At 40.3% G+C, this 17,583-nt stretch carries 15 protein-coding genes and 1 other RNA gene; 3 read left to right on the top strand and 13 right to left on the bottom strand.

Annotated features, from left to right (window positions below):
* Window positions 1-16: 16 nt before the first annotated feature.
* The 6 genes from rsmB to EL087_RS01810 all read right to left on the bottom strand — a co-directional run bounded on the left by rsmB (window position 17) and on the right by EL087_RS01810 (window position 7,508).
* Window positions 17-1,330 (bottom strand): 16S rRNA (cytosine(967)-C(5))-methyltransferase RsmB, encoded by a 1,314-nt coding sequence (gene rsmB, locus EL087_RS01835; protein WP_126406502.1) that lies wholly within the window; start codon window positions 1,328-1,330, stop codon window positions 17-19.
* Window positions 1,320-2,255 (bottom strand): methionyl-tRNA formyltransferase, encoded by a 936-nt coding sequence (gene fmt / locus EL087_RS01830; protein WP_126406499.1) that lies wholly within the window; start codon window positions 2,253-2,255, stop codon window positions 1,320-1,322. Before fmt ends, rsmB begins: the two co-directional genes overlap by 11 nt.
* A gap of 74 nt (window positions 2,256-2,329) precedes the next feature.
* A complete protein-coding gene (locus EL087_RS01825; RefSeq protein WP_126406496.1) occupies window positions 2,330-4,711 on the bottom strand; it encodes a primosomal protein N' in 2,382 nt (793 codons plus the stop codon).
* A 58-nt stretch (window positions 4,712-4,769) separates the two neighbouring features.
* Window positions 4,770-5,084, bottom strand: coding sequence for a DNA-directed RNA polymerase subunit omega (gene rpoZ / locus EL087_RS01820; RefSeq protein ID WP_003031464.1), 315 nt, complete (start codon window positions 5,082-5,084; stop codon window positions 4,770-4,772).
* A 25-nt stretch (window positions 5,085-5,109) separates the two neighbouring features.
* Window positions 5,110-5,736, bottom strand: coding sequence for a guanylate kinase (gene gmk / locus EL087_RS01815; protein ID WP_021001355.1), 627 nt, complete (start codon window positions 5,734-5,736; stop codon window positions 5,110-5,112).
* A gap of 164 nt (window positions 5,737-5,900) precedes the next feature.
* A complete protein-coding gene (locus tag EL087_RS01810; RefSeq protein ID WP_126406493.1) occupies window positions 5,901-7,508 on the bottom strand; it encodes a ribonuclease Y in 1,608 nt (535 codons plus the stop codon).
* A gap of 215 nt (window positions 7,509-7,723) precedes the next feature.
* On the opposite strand from EL087_RS01810, the gene EL087_RS01805 reads away from it, so the two are divergent.
* Entirely contained in the window at window positions 7,724-8,206 is a 483-nt protein-coding gene (locus EL087_RS01805) for an S-ribosylhomocysteine lyase (protein ID WP_126406490.1), read from the top strand.
* Between the two features lie 197 nt (window positions 8,207-8,403).
* Here the strand turns inward: EL087_RS01805 and ahpF are convergent, their stop codons facing one another.
* The 7 genes from ahpF to EL087_RS01770 form a co-directional block, all read right to left on the bottom strand.
* Window positions 8,404-9,936 carry an alkyl hydroperoxide reductase subunit F gene (gene ahpF / locus EL087_RS01800; RefSeq protein WP_126406486.1) on the bottom strand — a complete coding sequence of 511 codons (1,533 nt, stop codon included), beginning with the start codon at window positions 9,934-9,936 and terminating at the stop codon, window positions 8,404-8,406.
* 10 nt (window positions 9,937-9,946) lie between these two features.
* Window positions 9,947-10,513, bottom strand: coding sequence for an alkyl hydroperoxide reductase subunit C (gene ahpC / locus EL087_RS01795; protein WP_003031092.1), 567 nt, complete (start codon window positions 10,511-10,513; stop codon window positions 9,947-9,949).
* Between the two features lie 102 nt (window positions 10,514-10,615).
* Window positions 10,616-12,112 (bottom strand): cell division site-positioning protein MapZ family protein, encoded by a 1,497-nt coding sequence (locus EL087_RS01790; protein ID WP_126406482.1) that lies wholly within the window; start codon window positions 12,110-12,112, stop codon window positions 10,616-10,618.
* Window positions 12,113-12,124: 12 nt separating this feature from the next.
* Window positions 12,125-13,279 (bottom strand): THUMP domain-containing class I SAM-dependent RNA methyltransferase, encoded by a 1,155-nt coding sequence (locus EL087_RS01785; RefSeq protein WP_126406479.1) that lies wholly within the window; start codon window positions 13,277-13,279, stop codon window positions 12,125-12,127.
* Between the two features lie 55 nt (window positions 13,280-13,334).
* Window positions 13,335-13,701: RNase P RNA component class B (gene rnpB / locus EL087_RS01780), an RNA gene on the bottom strand.
* A 13-nt stretch (window positions 13,702-13,714) separates the two neighbouring features.
* A complete protein-coding gene (gene gpsB / locus EL087_RS01775) occupies window positions 13,715-14,059 on the bottom strand; it encodes a cell division regulator GpsB (protein WP_022525308.1) in 345 nt (114 codons plus the stop codon).
* Window positions 14,060-14,128: 69 nt separating this feature from the next.
* Window positions 14,129-14,656: a DUF1273 domain-containing protein gene (locus EL087_RS01770; protein ID WP_126406476.1), complete on the bottom strand. Its 528-nt coding sequence runs from the start codon at window positions 14,654-14,656 to the stop codon at window positions 14,129-14,131.
* 69 nt (window positions 14,657-14,725) lie between these two features.
* Between EL087_RS01770 and recU the strand changes: the two genes are divergently transcribed.
* Together recU and pbp1a are read left to right on the top strand one after the other, a co-directional pair.
* Complete coding sequence (recU, locus tag EL087_RS01765; protein ID WP_049533529.1) at window positions 14,726-15,328, top strand: Holliday junction resolvase RecU; 603 nt, start codon at window positions 14,726-14,728, stop codon at window positions 15,326-15,328.
* Complete coding sequence (gene pbp1a / locus EL087_RS01760; RefSeq protein ID WP_126406472.1) at window positions 15,321-17,501, top strand: penicillin-binding protein PBP1A; 2,181 nt, start codon at window positions 15,321-15,323, stop codon at window positions 17,499-17,501. Before recU ends, pbp1a begins: the two co-directional genes overlap by 8 nt.
* The last annotated feature ends 82 nt before the right edge of the window (window positions 17,502-17,583 follow it).

Here is a 17,583-nt window from a genome sequence, read left to right as displayed (position 1 = left end):
TGTCAGTTTCCTCCTGTTAGGATATTCGTTTGAATTGACTGATGAAAAATCCGTCACTTCCATACAATTCTGGCGTAATTAAAATACAGCCATCTTTTAGAATATCCTGTCTATTATGTTCTAGTTTTACCTGTTTAAAATTTGGATGAGCTGCCAAAAACTGCTCAACAACTTGAAAATTTTCTTGCGAAACAATCGTACAGGTACTGTAAGTTATTATACCACCTTTTCGCAAGCTTTGACAAACACTATCCAGTATCTCAAGCTGAATTTTTTGCAACGAGGCAAAATCTGCATTTTCTTTATTGTATTTAATGTCTGGTTTCCTTCGGATCAGGCCAATTCCTGAACACGGCGCATCTACTAAAATTTTATCAAAGGCATCTGCGCCAAAAGTTTCAAAAACCTTTCTGGCATCAAGCTTTTTCGTAATCACTTTATCTGCCACACCTAAGCGCTGTGCATTTTCTTTTATCAGAGCCAACTTATGCTCATAGAGATCTAATGCCGTGACCTGTCCTGTCGTTAAGTAAGAAGCAATGTGCATGGTTTTGCCACCCGGCGCACTGCATGCATCTAGCACTTTTTCATCGCCGCGCAATTCAAGAGTTGGCGCGACCAATTGACTAGACTCGTCTTGAATAGCAATAGCACCTTCCTCAAACAAGGCATGCCCCGCAAAATGACCGTGGCTTTTCACCAACGCACTCGGAGCTAATAGCGAATCTTCTGCTTGCAACACTTGTTTTAATTCTTCTTTACGGCTTAAATCCACCACTCGAACACTGGCTTTGTTCCGAAGAAATAAACTCTCAAAAATGGCTAGAGCTCGTTTTTCACCGTACTCTTCAATCAGCACTTTAACCAGCCAAACTGGCAAAGAATATTGAATAGAATAGCGTTTATTTTTACGTTTAATACTGCCTATATCTGCCACACCGTCCCGCAATAGTCTTCGCAGCACTGCATTGACGAACTTTTCGCTTCCTTTTTTTCGCGCCTTTGCCAGCTCCACCGCTTCATTGACAATTGCATGCGCCGGAATTTTATCAAGATACTGTATTTGATACAAACTCATCAACAAAAGAATATAAAGCCAGGAATCCAACTTATCTCGATCTTCAATAACATGAGACAAATACCATTCTAAAGTGATTTTACGTGCAACGGTACCATATACGATTTCTGTTACAAGTCCTTTGTCTGCAGAACTTAAAGGCACTTCTAGCAAAGTCTGGTTGAGAGCAATATTGGAATAAGCTCCTTCTGAAAAAACTGCTTCTAAAACTGCAAGAGCCGTTTGCCGCGCTGTTTTTATTTTATTGACCAAAGAAATCACCTACTGATAATTGCCGTCCCAGACCATTCAGAAAATCAACGATAGTCATTTTGGACTTTCCAGCTGGCTGTACTGTTTTCAGAGAAAGTGCGCTCTCACCAGCTGCTACAATCAATTCCTTTTTCCCGATAGCAAGAATTTCTCCCGGTTGACCAGCTCCTTCTACTGGAGTAGCTTCGTAAATTTTAAAACGTTCTCCATTTAAAAGCGTATGCGCTACAGGCCACGGATACATGCCTCGAATCTGATTAAAAAGTTGTCGATTGGTCTTGGTCCAATCAATTCTCTCCTCTTCTGGTGAAATATTTGGTGAAAAGGTAACTTGATTTTTGTCTTGCGGAACTGGTTTTAAATCTCCAGCTAGATAACTAGGCAAGCTCTCAAGTAGCAAATCACGTCCGACCAACGCTAACTTTTCAAACATCGTCCCAACATTGTCTGTTTCCTCAATAGGAATCGCTCGACGCGCAATCATATCACCCGCATCCATCTCTTTGACCATTTCCATAATAGTCACACCGGCTTCTTTGTCACCATTGATAATGGCGTAGTGAATGGGAGCTCCTCCGCGATATTTGGGTAACAATGACGCATGCACATTGACAGCAAAATTGACCGAATCTAGCAATTTGCTTGGTAAAAATTGACCGAAAGCTGCTGTGACGATACCATCAGCGTTTAAATTCATCAAACTATCTAATTCAGCACTTTTAGACAATTTCTCTGGCTGATAGATTGGTAAGCCATAGTCTAAAGCCAGTTCTTTAACAGGCGTCATGCGGATTTCTTTTTTACGTCCTACTGCGCGATCTGGCTGTGTAACTACTGCCAAAATCTCGTACTGTTTGCTTTCCAGCAATCCTTTAAGCACCGTTGCAGAAAAATTCGGCGTTCCCATAAAAATAATGTTTGTCATGGTTTCCTCACATTCTTTTTTACTATTATATCAGAAGAAGTCGTGTATTTCTTTAAAAAAGGCTAAAAATAAGGCTACATAAAACTTTGTGGCTCATGATCAATACTCAAGCGTAAGTCTTTATTGATCTTTTCTTGCGTCCAATCCAAAATCTGATTCAACACATCTTGCAAGTGTTCTTCAAAACGGTATTTAATAATCAATTGATAGTGATAGAGGTTGTGAGTGCGGGCAATCGGCTTAGGAGTTGGTCCCAATATCTGAACCTTATCTGACAAGCCAGAACGTATCATATTCAAGACTTCGTATGACTTTTTGACGACCTCTGCTTCTATTTTATGAGACAAGGTAAGTCCCACCGTAAAATAATAAGGTGGATAGGCCAACTGCTTTCTGATACTCATTTCATAAGCATAAAAGCCCTCATAATCCTGATTTTTCGCAAAAGTAATCGCATAATGCTTCGGATTGTAACTTTGAATAATCACATGACCTTCCTTTTCAGCTCGTCCTGCACGCCCAGCAACCTGAGTTAAGAGTTGAAAGGTGCGCTCAGATGAACGAAAATCTGGCAAATTCAAAGCCGTGTCTGCATTGAGCACTCCAACGAGAGTGACATTCGGGAAATCCAGCCCCTTTGCAATCATCTGCGTTCCCAGTAAAATATCTGCACGCCCTTCACCAAATTCTTTTAAGATTTGTTCGTGACTGCCCTTTTTACGAGTGGTATCAACATCCATTCTCAAAATTCGAGCTTGCGGAAAGGCTTCTGCTAATTCACCGTAGGCTTTTTGTGTCCCAGTTCCATAGTATCGAATGCTCCGACTGGAGCAATTCGGACAAGTATGAGGAATCCCTTTTGAGAAACCACAATAGTGACAATTCATACTTTTCGTATCCATATGCAAGGTCAAGGAAATATCGCAGTTTGGACAGGTATCAACCGTTCCGCATTCACGACACATGACAAAACTAGAATAGCCACGTCGGTTCAACATCAAAACAACCTGTTCTTTCTTATCTAGTCGATCTTGGATTGCCTCTAACAGAACCGGAGTGAAATTACTAGCCTCATTTTGCCCAATATAATCACGAAAATCCACAATTTCTACTTCAGGAATCTGAGCTTGTGGCTTGGCTCGCTTGGTCAATTGCAAAAAGTGATACACACCTTTGCCAGCCCGCGCTCTGCTTTCTAAACTCGGCGTCGCCGACCCCAACACCAGAACGGCTTGATTGTACTTTGCACGTAGTAAAGCGACATCTCGTGCATGATAGCGTGGATTGGAGTCTTGCTTGTAACTCGCTTCATGCTCTTCATCAATGATAATTGCACCAATATTTTTTAACGGAGCAAAAATGGCAGAACGGGCGCCAACAACAACTTGCGCTTCTCCTCGCTCAACTTTGCGCCATTCATCATACTTTTCTCCATTTGAAAGGCCTGAGTGAAGAATGGCTACTTTCTTTCCAAAACGCGCAATAAAACGATTGGTAACTTGTGGTGTCAAGGAAATTTCAGGCACTAACATAATGGCTGTCTTGCCACGGCTGAGCGCCTCTTGAATGACCTGCAAATAAACCTCTGTCTTACCGCTACCTGTCACTCCTTCTAGTAGAAATGGCTTCCCACCATGCCCGATTTGCTGCGTGATAGCTTGAACCGCGGCTCCTTGCTCTTCATTTAGCACCAGTGCAGAATCCGTTGCAACATTTTCAAAATAAGCCTCAGAACGACTAACTTCTTTTTCGATGATTTGTACAGCCTCTTGCTCCACAAAATAATGAATGACCTCTCTTGAAAAATGCTCTTTCAAATCCGTCAAACGGTACATGTCAGTCTGACCTTGCAAAACGTCTCGCAAGGCTTGCTTTTTTTTCGCCCGTTGGGGAATGACTAGCTGCTCCAAAATTCCTTGATTAACTTGATACCATTTTTCTGTTTTAATATGCTTTTGATCTATCGCTTGGTATTCTACCTGAATTGCCCCTTGCCGTGTCAAACGCATTACCTTAGCTTGCAGCTCTTTATCAAGCGATGAGAAATGTTGCTGCTCTGCATTGCCAAAAATAAGCAGTCTATCTTGTTCATTCAAAGAAGGTTGCGCATGGAGAATCTTATCATAGCTAGAATTCAAAAATCCCGGCAACATAGTTTTTAAAATTGAAATTTTGTAAGAAAAGACAGATTTTCTCAATTCTTCTGCCAACCACAGTTGCTCCTCATTTAAAACTGGCGTAAAGTCCAAAACCTCTACAATCTCTTTCAATTCTGGTGTCGTTTCTTCTGTCAGCTCTACGACAATCCCTTGAATCAAGCGATTGGCTTTCCCAAAAGGCACATGCACACGCATACCAACTTCTAGCATAGTTGAAAATTCTTTCGGAACCGCATAACTGTAAGGTTTATCGGTCTGCATTAAAGGGACATCCACAATGACTTTTGCAAGTTGCACATTCTCACCACCTCTCATTTATCAGTAAAAGAAAAAATAAGATTGAGCTGACCCAACCTTAAATCTTTTCTCCCTCTTCTTTTTCCTTCGCAATTTGTTCTTTGATTTTACGTTCTTCTTCTTCTCTGCGCAGGCGTTCTTCCTCAGCACGTCGACGAACTGCTTCTCGCTTGCCTTCAGGATCTGGGTGAATCCCGACATTGCCAGATTCGATTTCTTCTAAAGCACGAAGTGTCGATTTGACGGACTTAAATTCTTGAGTCGGAGCTGCTCCCTCTTCCAATTCATGAGCACGTTTTGCTTCAAGAATTACCAAGGAGTATTTTGAAGGCACCTTATCAAGCAAGGTGTCAATTGAAGGTTTTAACATCATAATCTTGTACCTAATTTCTAAATTCTTATCTTACTGAAAGTTGTTCTGACAGCATATCTTGATAGTGACCTATGACACGTTCCACGCGGAAATGCTCTGCTTCAATGACGCGCTTGACACGCTCAGCCGCTAACGGAACTTCATCATTGACAATCGCATAGTCGTATTCGCGCATGAGAGCAATTTCTTCTCTTGCTTTGGCAATGCGTTTGGCAATCACCTCTGCGCTATCTGTTCCACGTCCCACTAAGCGATCTTGCAATTCCACCAAATCAGGTGGCGTCAAAAAGATAAAGACAGCATCCGGCACTTTTTTCTTCACCTGAAGCGCTCCTTGAACTTCAATCTCAAGGAAAACATCAATCCCTTTATCTAAAGTTTCATTCACATAGGTCAAAGGAGTCCCATAGTAGTTGCCAACATACTCTGCATACTCTAACATCTGACCTTGCCGAATCAACTCCTCAAACTCTTCTCGCGTACGGAAAAAATAGTCAACCCCATCCACTTCACCGGGACGTTGAGCACGAGTTGTCATGGACACAGAGTATTGAAACTGATTGTCTGAGCTTTCAAAAATCTCACGTCGAACCGTTCCCTTCCCCACACCTGAGGGACCAGAAAAAACGATTAACAAGCCACGATCCGCCATCATATCTCCTTCATTGTCTTTCTATCTAGTGTAACAAAAAAGCAGTATTTTTTCAACTGCTTTTTAGCATAGGTAGATGCTTGTTTTTTGAGAAAACAATGCAAGTCACTCTTACTTGCCTAAAATTATACATTAGCTAGATAAACATTCATTCTTAGTAATGTCTATTTGGCATAATCCACAGCACGCATTTCCCGAATGACCGTCACTTTGATATTACCTGGATATTCGAGGTTATTCTCAATCTTTTCACGCACATCATGAGCCAAAATAGTAATCTTATCGTCTTTGATTTGGCCAGGATTAACCATAATCCGAATCTCACGACCCGCTTGTAAAGCAAAACTATTTTTCACACCTTCAAAACTATTGGCAATTTCTTCCAAATCTTGCAGGCGCTTGATATAGCTTTCAAGGGATTCGCTACGAGCACCTGGACGAGCTGCACTAAGTGCATCGGCAGCCGCCACGATAACTGCAATCACACTTTCAGGTTCTACATCACCATGATGACTGGCAATTGTATTGACCACAATTGGATGTTCCTTATACTTACGAGCCAATTCTGTTCCAATTTCCACATGGCTGCCTTCCACTTCACGGTCAATGGCTTTGCCAATATCGTGAAGAAAACCAGCGCGGCGAGCTAAATTAGCATTTTCTCCAAGCTCACTTGCAATGACTCCAGATAACTTAGCAACTTCAACAGAATGACGCAATACATTTTGTCCATAAGATGTACGGAACTGCAAGCGTCCCATAATCTTCATCAAATCCGGATGTAAGTTTGGTGCACCGATTTCATAAGCCGCTGCTTCACCATATTCACGAATCTTATGGTCAATTTCCAGACGATTTTTCTCTACTAATTCTTCAATGCGAGCTGGGTGGATACGACCGTCTTTTAACAGAGCTTCCATTGTCATGCGTGCAATTTCACGTCGAATAGGGTCAAAACCAGATAAAGTCACCACTTCTGGTGTATCGTCAATAATGACATCAATACCCGTTAAACTTTCAAAGGTTCGAATATTCCGACCTTCACGTCCAATAATGCGACCCTTCATCGTATCATCCGGCAGATGAACTGTTGAATTGGTTTGCTCCGCAACATAGTCACCTGCAATCCGTTGCATGGCTTGGACTAAAATATCCTTTGCCATTTTATCAGAACGTTCTTTGACTTCTTGCTCTGCTTCACGAATACGCGTCGCAATTTCCTTTGATAGCTTATCTTCAGTCTGAGTGAGAATGATATCTCTGGCTTCAGTTTGTGAGAGTGCAGCAACACGTTCTAATTCTGCTTCTTTGTGTTGCTCCAACTCTGTCAGTTTGTTTTCACGCGCCTCAAGGTTTTTGTTTCTATCAGAAATACTTTGTTCTTTCTGTTCGAGTGTTTTTTCTTTGCTGGTCAAATTGTCATCTTTACGATCAAGACTTGTCGCACGTTCTGTCAAACGACTTTCCAATTGCTTCAACTCTTGACGATCAGATTTAAATTCTGCCTCAACTTCTTCTCGATATTTTCTGGCTTCTTCTTTTGCCTCTAACAGTGCTTCTTTTTTAAGGGATTTACTTTCGCGCTTCACTTCTTTTAATAACAAATCCGCTTCGCGCTCAGCTTGTCCACGTAAATTAGTTGCTTCTTGTTCAGCATTTAAAAGAGTAAGTTCCGCAGCTTCTTTCGCAGATTTCATGCGAACTGTGATACTTACATATCCAATGACTAAACCAATGATGACGGCAAAAACACCTGCAAAAATCATTTCCATGTTTTTACCTCAAATTATTGATATTGAATTGTAAAATTCTTAATTATTTTATCATAAAAATCGATTTTTCACAAACTAAATTCTTATAAATACGTGACTGTTTTCACATTCTTTTTCGCGAATCCTTTTTCCTGTCTGGCTTTGGTAAGCAGAATTTTTTTCTTTGCTAGAGCAAAATATGGTATAATTTATTAAAAGTAAAGGGAGTTCTATTTATGGTCAAAGAAGTCATTGTTGAAAGTTTTGAGTTGGATCACACGATTGTCAAAGCCCCCTATGTACGCTTGATTGGCGAAGAGGTGGGACCTAAAGGGGACATCATTTCCAACTTTGATGTTCGTCTGGTACAGCCTAATGAAGATGCCATTCCGACCGCTGGACTTCATACGATTGAACATCTGCTAGCTAAGCTCATTCGTACTCACATTGATGGTATGATTGATTGCTCACCTTTTGGTTGTCGGACAGGATTTCACATGATTATGTGGGGTCAGCATAGCTCAACTGAAATTGCCAAAGTCATTAAGGCAGCTTTAGAGGAAATTGTTGAAATCACCACTTGGGAAGATGTCCCTGGTACGACTATTGAATCTTGTGGCAATTACAAAGATCACAGCCTCTTTTCTGCCAAAGAATGGTGCAAACTGATCTTAGAGAAAGGCATTTCCGACGATGCTTTTGAGCGGCATCTTGTGTAAAATTAAAAAATGAGGCTGGGACAAAAGTTCCCAGCCTCATGCATTTTATAGTTTAGCTTGCAAGACGCAGTGGTTGGTTGGATATCCTTATTCCTAATCATACCGGTGATAGCGGCTATCCTAACCAACTGTGCGGAAAGTGGGACGACGAAATCACATTTTTCGAATGATTGATTTCTGTCCCACTCTCGTTTTTTTTATTGACGAATTAAGTAATCAAACGCTCCCAGAGCTGCTGTCGCTCCTGAACCCATTGAAATAATAATTTGTTTATAAGCGCTATCTGTGCAATCACCAGCCGCAAAAATTCCTGGAACATTTGTTGCACCATGTTTGTCAACAATAATTTCACCACGTTCATTAAGAGCAACTGAACTATCTTTGAGCCAGTCTGTATTTGGTAAAAGACCAATTTGAACAAAGACACCGCTGAGTTCGATTTTATGTTCTTCATTGTTCGCACGATTGAGATAAGTAATGGCTTCCACTTGATCAGAACCTTGAATTTCTTTTGTTGCTACATTGGTTAGAACCGTCACGTTTTCAAGTTGGTGTACCCGATCTTGCAATACTTGATCGGCTTTCAAAGTTGGTAGAAATTCTAACACATAAACATGCTCTGCCAGACCAGCCAAGTCAATCGCTGCTTCAATACCGGAATTTCCTCCACCGATAACAGCTACTTTTTTACCTGTAAAAATAGGACCGTCACAATGTGGACAATTGGTTACACCTTTTGTTCGGAATTCTTCTTCACCAGGAACATTAACATTTCGCCAGCGAGCACCAACAGAAAGAACTGCCGTTTTCGCTTTCAGAACAGCTCCATTTTCAAGTTCCACTTCAATCAATTCCTTTTTCTCAATGTTCTTCACGCGTTGATTCTTCATGATATCAATTGGATATTTCTTGGCATGTTCTTCTACTTGCGCCATCAGCTTAGGTCCTTCTGTATAAGGCGTACCAATCATATTTTCGATACCGACAGTCTCCATAACTTGTCCACCGAAAGTTTCAACGACCATACCTGTACGAATTCCCTTACGAGCAGCATAAATAGCTGCGCTATTTCCTGCAGGTCCGCCCCCAACGACCAACACATCAAATGGTTCTTTTTTGTCAAATTCCTCACTTGAAGTAGGTCCAGAAATCTTGTCAAGCAGTTGCTCAATGGTCATACGACCATTCGCAAATTCTTCACCATTTAGAAAAACCGTTGGGACAGCCATGATCTTTTTGTCTTCAACTTCTTGTCTAAACATGCCTCCTTCGACCATTGTGTGACTGATAGTTGGATTCAGCACAGCCATTGTATTCAGTGCTTGCACAACGTCTGGGCAATTATGACAAGTCAAGCTGACATAGGTTTCAAAATGAAGCGGCTGCTTAATAGCTTGAATTCGGTTTACAACAGCATCTTCTACTTTTGGTGCGCGACCAGAGACTTGTAGCAAAGCAAGCACAAAAGATGTAAATTCATGCCCCAAGGGAAGACCTGCAAATTGAACACGACCTGCTTGACCAACTTGTGTCACGGTAAAACTTGGTTTACGGTTAGTTTCTGTATTTTCCAGTGATAAGCGAGGAGACATTGCTACAATTTCATCTAGAAAAGCCCGCACCTGCTCAGAACGATCATCTTGACCTAAAGACGCTTGAAATACAACATCAGATTCTAAAAGTTCCAAGTATTGCTTCAGTTGTGCTTTAATTGTTTCATCTAAAGCCATATAAGCCTCCTTAAATTTTACCAACTAAATCAAGACTTGGAGTCAGCGTTTCAATTCCTTCTTTCCACTTAGCTGGACACACTTCACCTGGGTGGCTACGTACATATTGTGCAGCATGGATTTTGTCAATCAAGACAGACGCATCACGACCAATACCATCTGCATTGATTTCAAGCGCTTGAACAACACCATCTGGATCGATGATAAAGGTACCACGTTGAGACAGCCCGCTTTCATCTAACACGTCAAAACCAAGTGAAATAGTGTGAGATGGATCTCCAATCATAATGTACTCAAGTTTTCCAATGGCATCTGAATAATCATGCCAAGCTTTATGTGTAAAATGCGTATCTGTTGAAACAGAATAAACTTCCACACCTAGTTCTTTAAGAGCTGCATACTGCTCTTGCAAATCCTCCAACTCAGTCGGACAAACAAATGAAAAATCAGCAGGATAGAAGCAAACGACGCTCCAATGACCTTTTAAATCTTCACTAGAAACTGTGATAAATTTCCCGTTTCCAGCGTGATAAGCATCTGCTGTAAACTCGACAATTTCCTTACCAATAAGTGACATAAGATTACCTCCAAAATTAGTTTTATAATAAAATAAAAATCTTATAAGCCCATTATAGCCTATAAGATTTTTAGTGTCTAATATCTTGCTTGAAAACGTTTCCTAATAATCCAAAGCATCTGCGTAACCCGCGCCATTTCCTACAAAATAACCCGTTTTACAGTTAATACTAAAGAGGTAGGTTCCGTCCGTTCTAAATAAATTGTAATAACCATTTCCGTTGATAATATTCACACGTTCAAGAATATAATTATCTCCTGTGAAATAGCCACGTTCCCGTGAGGTTGCTAAGATTTTTTCTAACACACCAGGATTGAAATTCCAAGCTGGATTATTACTGTCGTTAATTTTAGTTTGGTCGTACGGCACTCGGCTCAACTGACGCTGTAAATTCGTGCCTGACGCTGATGCTGCTGGAGCAGTTGCTTGCGCTGGTACAGAAGCTGGTTGTTCTGCTACAGGTGCTTGAGCGGAGCTTTGTGACGGTGCAGCTGCAACCTCAGATTGAGGAGCAGAGGTTTGTTGACTCTTTCCTAAGCTAATAGCAGATTTCAACACCTTATCCAAGTCGGTATTTCCAGTTGTAACATCTGTAAATTTAGCATCAGCCTTAATCTTTGCTTTAGTATCTAAAACACCATCTGTAATAGCTGATGAAGTGAATTGTGCATTCACATTTTGAACAGCCTCAACTTGTTTGACCAAGCTATCGTATTTTGCTTTGGCAACATTGTACTCGTTAGTGTTTTTTAATTTTTCCAATGCTGCTTTTAGTTTGTTTAAGTTTCCGAAACTGCTGTTTTTCAAAACCAATTTATTGGCATCTGTAAAGAATGAATCATAAAGGCTATTGAAAGCTTTCAAATCCTTATTTTCAGAGCTAGAAGCGGTAGAAGATTTACTTGTTTGGCTCGTTGAAGTTGTAGTTGTTTTCGCTTGCTTTTTGTTCAAAGACAGATAAGCTGTTCCGCCGATTAAAGCCAGTACAATAACACTTACTGCTGAATACACGACTTTTTTATTTTTATAAAATGGAACTTTCTCCGTTTCCATTTCTTCATCCAACGCTGTAAAAGTCGGATAGCTTTCCATTGACTCAGTTGAACTCACAGGAATATCATCCATTTCAGGCTGAATTGGTTCCATTATTTTTGTCTCAGCCCCTAGCTCCTCTGAAGTTTGTGTACTGTTTTCTTCCGAAGTTTCTTGTGGTTCCGCTTCGCTGGCTGCAAGTGCAGCTACTGTTTCATCAAAGGCAGACTCCTCAGACGCCACCTCTGCAGATTCTAGAATTTTTTCCTCTTGAACCTCCTCGTGCATCTCTTGGATAAATTCTGCCAAGTCTAATTGGCTCAGTTGTTTTTGATCTTCTGCTTCAGGCATTTCTTCTGCAGATTGAGCCGAAAATTTTCCAGCTTCAATTTCTTGACGGTGCTGTTTGATGTATTTATCCAGTACATTGTCCTCTTCCGTCACTCCTGCTTCAAGTTCTTCACTTTTTCGCGCAGCCTGACCAATCGTCATTTCTTTAGCTGTTTCAAAATCAAGAATTGATTCTTTTTCTTCTTGTTCTGGCAAATATTTTTCGTCTTTACTCACGGCAAATCCTTTCTAATCTATTTGGCGTTTGACTCTCTGACCAAAATATTGGTACAAATCAACTTTTAAAGTCCCGTTATAGAGTTTGCGTTTTTTATCGGCTTGACTACCAAATTTTGCTTCAAATGCTTCATCACTCGTCAAGATAAACTTACTCCACGTCTTTAGTGACGCAAAAGTCTGCCCCATTTCTTGATAAAGCTTGGTTACAGCATCATCATCCAGCAATCTCTCTCCATAAGGGGGATTGGAAACAATGACACCATTTATCTTATCTGTATGCAAATCTTGCAAGCGCATTTGCTTGAAAACAATCTGCTCAGAAACACCTGCTTCTTCGGCATTTCGCTTGGCAATCTCCACCATCCGTGCATCAATATCAGTCCCTAAAATATCAAGCTGAATGTCTTGCTTAATCTGTCCTAAAGCTCTAGCGCGAACACGCCCAACCAAATCTGAGTCAACCCAATTCCATTCTTCAAACGCAAAATGGCGATGAAGCCCCGGCGCTATATTCATGCCAATCATAGCTGCTTCAATACAGAAAGTTCCTGAACCACAGGTTGGATCAATCAAAGGCTTATCTGGATACCAATTGGACAAGAGCAAAATCGCAGCCGCCATATTTTCTTTAATCGGTGCACCACCTTTTTCAGTCCGATAACCACGTTTAAAGAGACTAGAACCTGTCGTATCGATTAAGACAGTTGCCACGTCTTTCAAAATAGAAACTTCAATCTTGAACTCTGCCCCATTTTCTATCAAGGGAACGCCTTCTGGGCGTGCATAATGCTTTTGCAGCTTCTTGACTACTGCTTTTTTAGAAATAGCCTGCACACTTGGTTCATTGTGAAGTTTTGATTTGACACATTTTGCCTTGGCAATAGGAAATTTAGCTCCCAGCAGTAGATAATTCTCCCAATCCAGCGCAAAAACTCCCTGAAATAATTCCTCAAAGGTCTTAGCCGGAAAGCTACCAACAACAATCTTAATGCGGTCTGCCGCGCGCAACCAGAGATTCGTTTCAATAATGGTTTCAACAGTTCCGTTAAACCGCACGCGCCCATTCTCTACTAGACATTCTATGCCAAGATTTCTGATTTCACGACCAACCACAGCCTCTAAACCAGCCGCAGCAGTCGCAATCAACTTAAATTTTGTTTTCATTCGTCCTCTCAAAATAAAAGCTAGCATAATACGCTAGCTAAACCTATATGCAACTTTCTATAAGCCATGTTTTGTTCCAGAAATAACTAGGTATCATTTCCTTCGATAATCATCTGTCTACTGTTTCCAGTCAGAATGCTGCGTTCGTTTCCACGCATTCCGTGCCCCGACCAAAGTTTGGGTTGCTAGCTTGAGGGGTTTACCGCGTTCCACTTCCTGCGTTTCCGCAAAAACTACGTCACTGTGGCACTTTCAGACCTATTTTGACTTATCAAAGACTTAGCCATTTCAGTCGCCGTAACGGATACTTCCGTCCCTAGGCTTATTGTTTCACCTAGCACAAACACTACGGGCATCACAGCCCGTGCTAGCATGGACTTTCCTCATGAAAAGACGAACTCTTCACGCGATTATCCAAAAATTGCACATTACTGATTAAATTTCGTTATTTAAGATTTGCTTGCCGAATACTTCTTTTTCCAAACGATTTAAGCGTTTTAAAATATCAAAATTTGTCAGCGTAGCAGATGCCGCTTGATGAGGGGTTTCCATGATAGATTGCGTCAAAGGTGAAGTCGCCGCCTCATTTGACTTTTTAGCGAGTTCTGCTTTCAAACGAGCATTTTCTTCACGCAGTTCCTTTACCAAAGCAGCATATGTCTCGTAATCTTTAATGACATCATCTAAAAATTCGTCCACTTCAACCTTGCTATAACCACGGACACCAACTTTAAAATCTTGATCAAAAATATCTTTCGGTGTGTAAATAATACTAGCCATTTCTCTCTCCATTCTCGTTCATTACTTTAATTATATAAAAAATGAACCGCAAAAATCAAGGTTAAACATCTAATTTTCGGAAAAATTTTCTGCGACCTCATTCAAGTCATCAAATGTTAACTGTTTGATAAAGTATTGTTCTTGTTTCTTCATCATTTGGTAAAGATATTTTAAATTTGTTTCATTTTCTTCATCGTAAAAAATATAAGCCCCGTCTGTATTACTGAGTAGAAAGTGATTGTAATCACGAAATTGGCTGGGATTTTCATAATGAGGATAGGCGTATTTAACAAAATCCACCTGTTTAAAACGACTTAATTTTTCTTGATTGGCTTCATTCCAGTTTTCACCTTGATTCTCAAAAGTAAAAATCGTCGCAATTTGAAAATCGTAATCTTGCTGCAATTTTTTTGCAACCTCTAGTGCCCAAACTTCAAAACCTAAGTTCCCAGTGAAAATCAGCCACTCTACTCCTTCTTCCAATAAACGCGTCAAATCACGCTGAATGGCTTTTTTAATAATCTTGATTCGAGGGTCTTTGTCATTAAAAATTCCCAAATCAAAATTCCGATAACCTACTATTAATACGCTAACCACTTAAATTATCCCTTTATTTCCTTTTTTATGTTATAATAGAGTGATGTTATTGTACCAATAAGGAGATATATGGTCAACTATCCACATAAAGTTTCCTCTCGAAATCCATTAAGACTTCCCAAAAAGAAGTCCGTTGACTTTGCGAATCGGGGAATGTCGTTTGAAAAAATGATCAATGAAACGAATGATTATTATCTTAGTCACGATTTAGCGGTCATTCACAAGAAACCAACCCCTATTCAGATTGTAAAAGTGGATTATCCCAGACGTAGTCGGGCAAAAATTGTTGAAGCCTACTTTCGACAAGCCTCTACAACAGACTATTCTGGTGTCTATCAAGGACATTATATAGATTTTGAAGCAAAAGAAACACATCAAAAGGCTTCTATGCCGATGAAAAATTTTCATGCTCATCAAATCAAGCACATGGAACAAGTCGTCAAACAAGGAGGAATTTGTTTCGTTTTATTGCACTTTTCAGCCTTAAAATCGACATATCTGCTTCCTGCTCCTTATTTAATTAACTTCTTCAAGATTGACAAGGGGAAAAAGTCCATGCCGCTTGACTACATTCAAAAGCATGGATATTCTATCTCACAGAATGGTCTTCCTAGCATTCCCTATCTTGAAATCATTCAACAAAATTTACTAGGTGGTAAAATAAATGAATAAGCAATCTTTACTGACAGCTGCAAAATATGTAGCTATCGGTCTCATTACATTATTTATGCTTGGAGTTGTAGCTGGTGGAGGAATTCTTCTCTATCAAGTTCACAAGGCACCTGCCTTGTCAGAAAAGAAACTAGTCGCCACAACTTCCAGTAAAATCTATGATAGTGAAAACAATCTTATTGCTGACTTAGGTTCTGAAAAAAGGGTCAATGCGGCAACAAGTGATATTCCAACTGACTTAGTACGAGCTATCGTTGCAATTGAAGACCACCGTTTCTTCAATCATCGCGGCGTGGACTCTGTTCGTATTTTTGGTGCTTTCTTGAATAATCTGCGCAGAGGAAATCGACAAGGAGGGTCAACGTTGACGCAACAGTTGATTAAACTGACCTACTTCTCCACTTCAAGTGCTGACCAAACACTATCACGGAAAATTCAAGAAGCCTGGTTAGCAGTTCAATTAGAGCGGAAAGCCACTAAGCAAGAAATTATTACGTATTATGTAAACAAGGTCTACATGTCAAATGGTAACTACGGTATGCAAACAGCTGCTAAAAGTTATTACGGCAAAGATTTGAAAGATTTGAGCTTAGCTCAAACTGCTTTATTGGCGGGGATGCCTCAGGCACCAAACCAATACGACCCTTATACAAAACCAGAAGCTGCTAAAAATCGTCGCAATCTTGTATTGTCAGAAATGTATAAACTCAAATACATCTCTGCTGAGCAATATGAAAAAGCAGTCAATACACCCGTCACAGATGGTCTGCAAAGCTTAAAAAATTCAGCTTCTTATCCTGCTTACATGGATAACTACTTAAAGCAAGTTATTGAGCAAGTCCAAGAAGAAACGGGTTATAACTTGCTGACGACGGGAATGGAAGTCTATACAAACGTAAACAGAGCAGCTCAAGAGCGCCTTTGGAATATTTATAATAGCAATGAATATGTTGCTTATCCAGATGATGAACTACAAGTAGCTTCTACCATTATAGATGCTACAACTGGTAAGGTAATTGCTCAACTAGGAGCCCGAAATCAAGCTTCAAATGTTTCTTTTGGTACTAACCAAGCAGTTGAAACCAATCGCGACTGGGGATCAACCATGAAACCGATCACGGATTACGCTCCAGCCATTGAAAATGGCATTTACACTTCTACGGCTGCTTATATTAGTGATGCTCCTTATAATTATCCTGGAACAACTACTCCAGTCTACAACTGGGATATGCGCTATTTTGGAAACATCACCATTCAGTATGCACTTCAAGAGTCTCGGAACGTTCCAGCTGTCAAGACGTTAGAAGCTGTCGGACTCAGCAAGTCTAAGAAATTCCTAAGCGGACTAGGCATTAATTATCCAGATATGGTATATGCAAATGCCATTTCAAGTAACACGACAAAATCCGATCGAAAATATGGTGCTAGCAGTGAAAAAATGGCTGCTGCCTATGCTGCTTTTGCAAATGGTGGAACTTATTACAAACCACAATATGTCAGCCGTGTTGTCTTTAGCGATGGAACCTCAAAAGATTTCTCTAATCAAGGTACAACCGCAATGAAAGAAACAACAGCTTACATGATGACAAATATGCTGAAAACAGTTCTTACATCTGGTACTGGGACCAATGCAGCTATATCTGGTGTCTATCAAGCTGGTAAAACAGGAACTTCCAACTATTCCGATGATGAATTGGCGAAACTAACGAAGCCTTATGGTGGCTCTAGTGTTGTGACTCCTGATGAACTCTTTGTTGGTTATACGCAGAAATATTCAATGGCGGTATGGACAGGTTACACTAATCGTCTTACTCCTGTTCTGGATGACGGTGTGAAAGTTGCAACAGATGTTTACCGTGCGATGATGTCTTACTTGTCTGAAAGTGGGACAGAAGACTGGGAAATGCCTAGCGGCCTTTATCGTAGCGGAAATTATGTCTTTTTAGCCAATGCAACTAATAGATATCAACAAAATTATTATAATTCTACTTCAAGTTCTAGCTTAGAAGAATCGTCTACATCTTCAAATAGTCAAGAAAGCTCTACTCAAGAGTCATCAAGTAGTTCTTCATCAAGCAGTTCTTCATCAAGTACGGAACCCAGTGCTTCCACATCTACAAATTCTCCTAATAACAGTAGAAATTCGGAAACTCCTCCCGCACGAAATCGATAATGAAGAAGTTTCTGAAAGCCAAGCCGTTTAAAAGTTAACACCTTCAAATCAGAGTTTTGTAAAAATTAAAAAACACGAACAA

The organism is Streptococcus milleri (genome assembly GCF_900636525.1).
GTDB classification, from domain to species: domain Bacteria; phylum Bacillota; class Bacilli; order Lactobacillales; family Streptococcaceae; genus Streptococcus; species Streptococcus hominis.
Note: the sequence above shows the minus strand (reverse complement) of the source record. Positions and strands in the feature narration are given on the sequence as shown.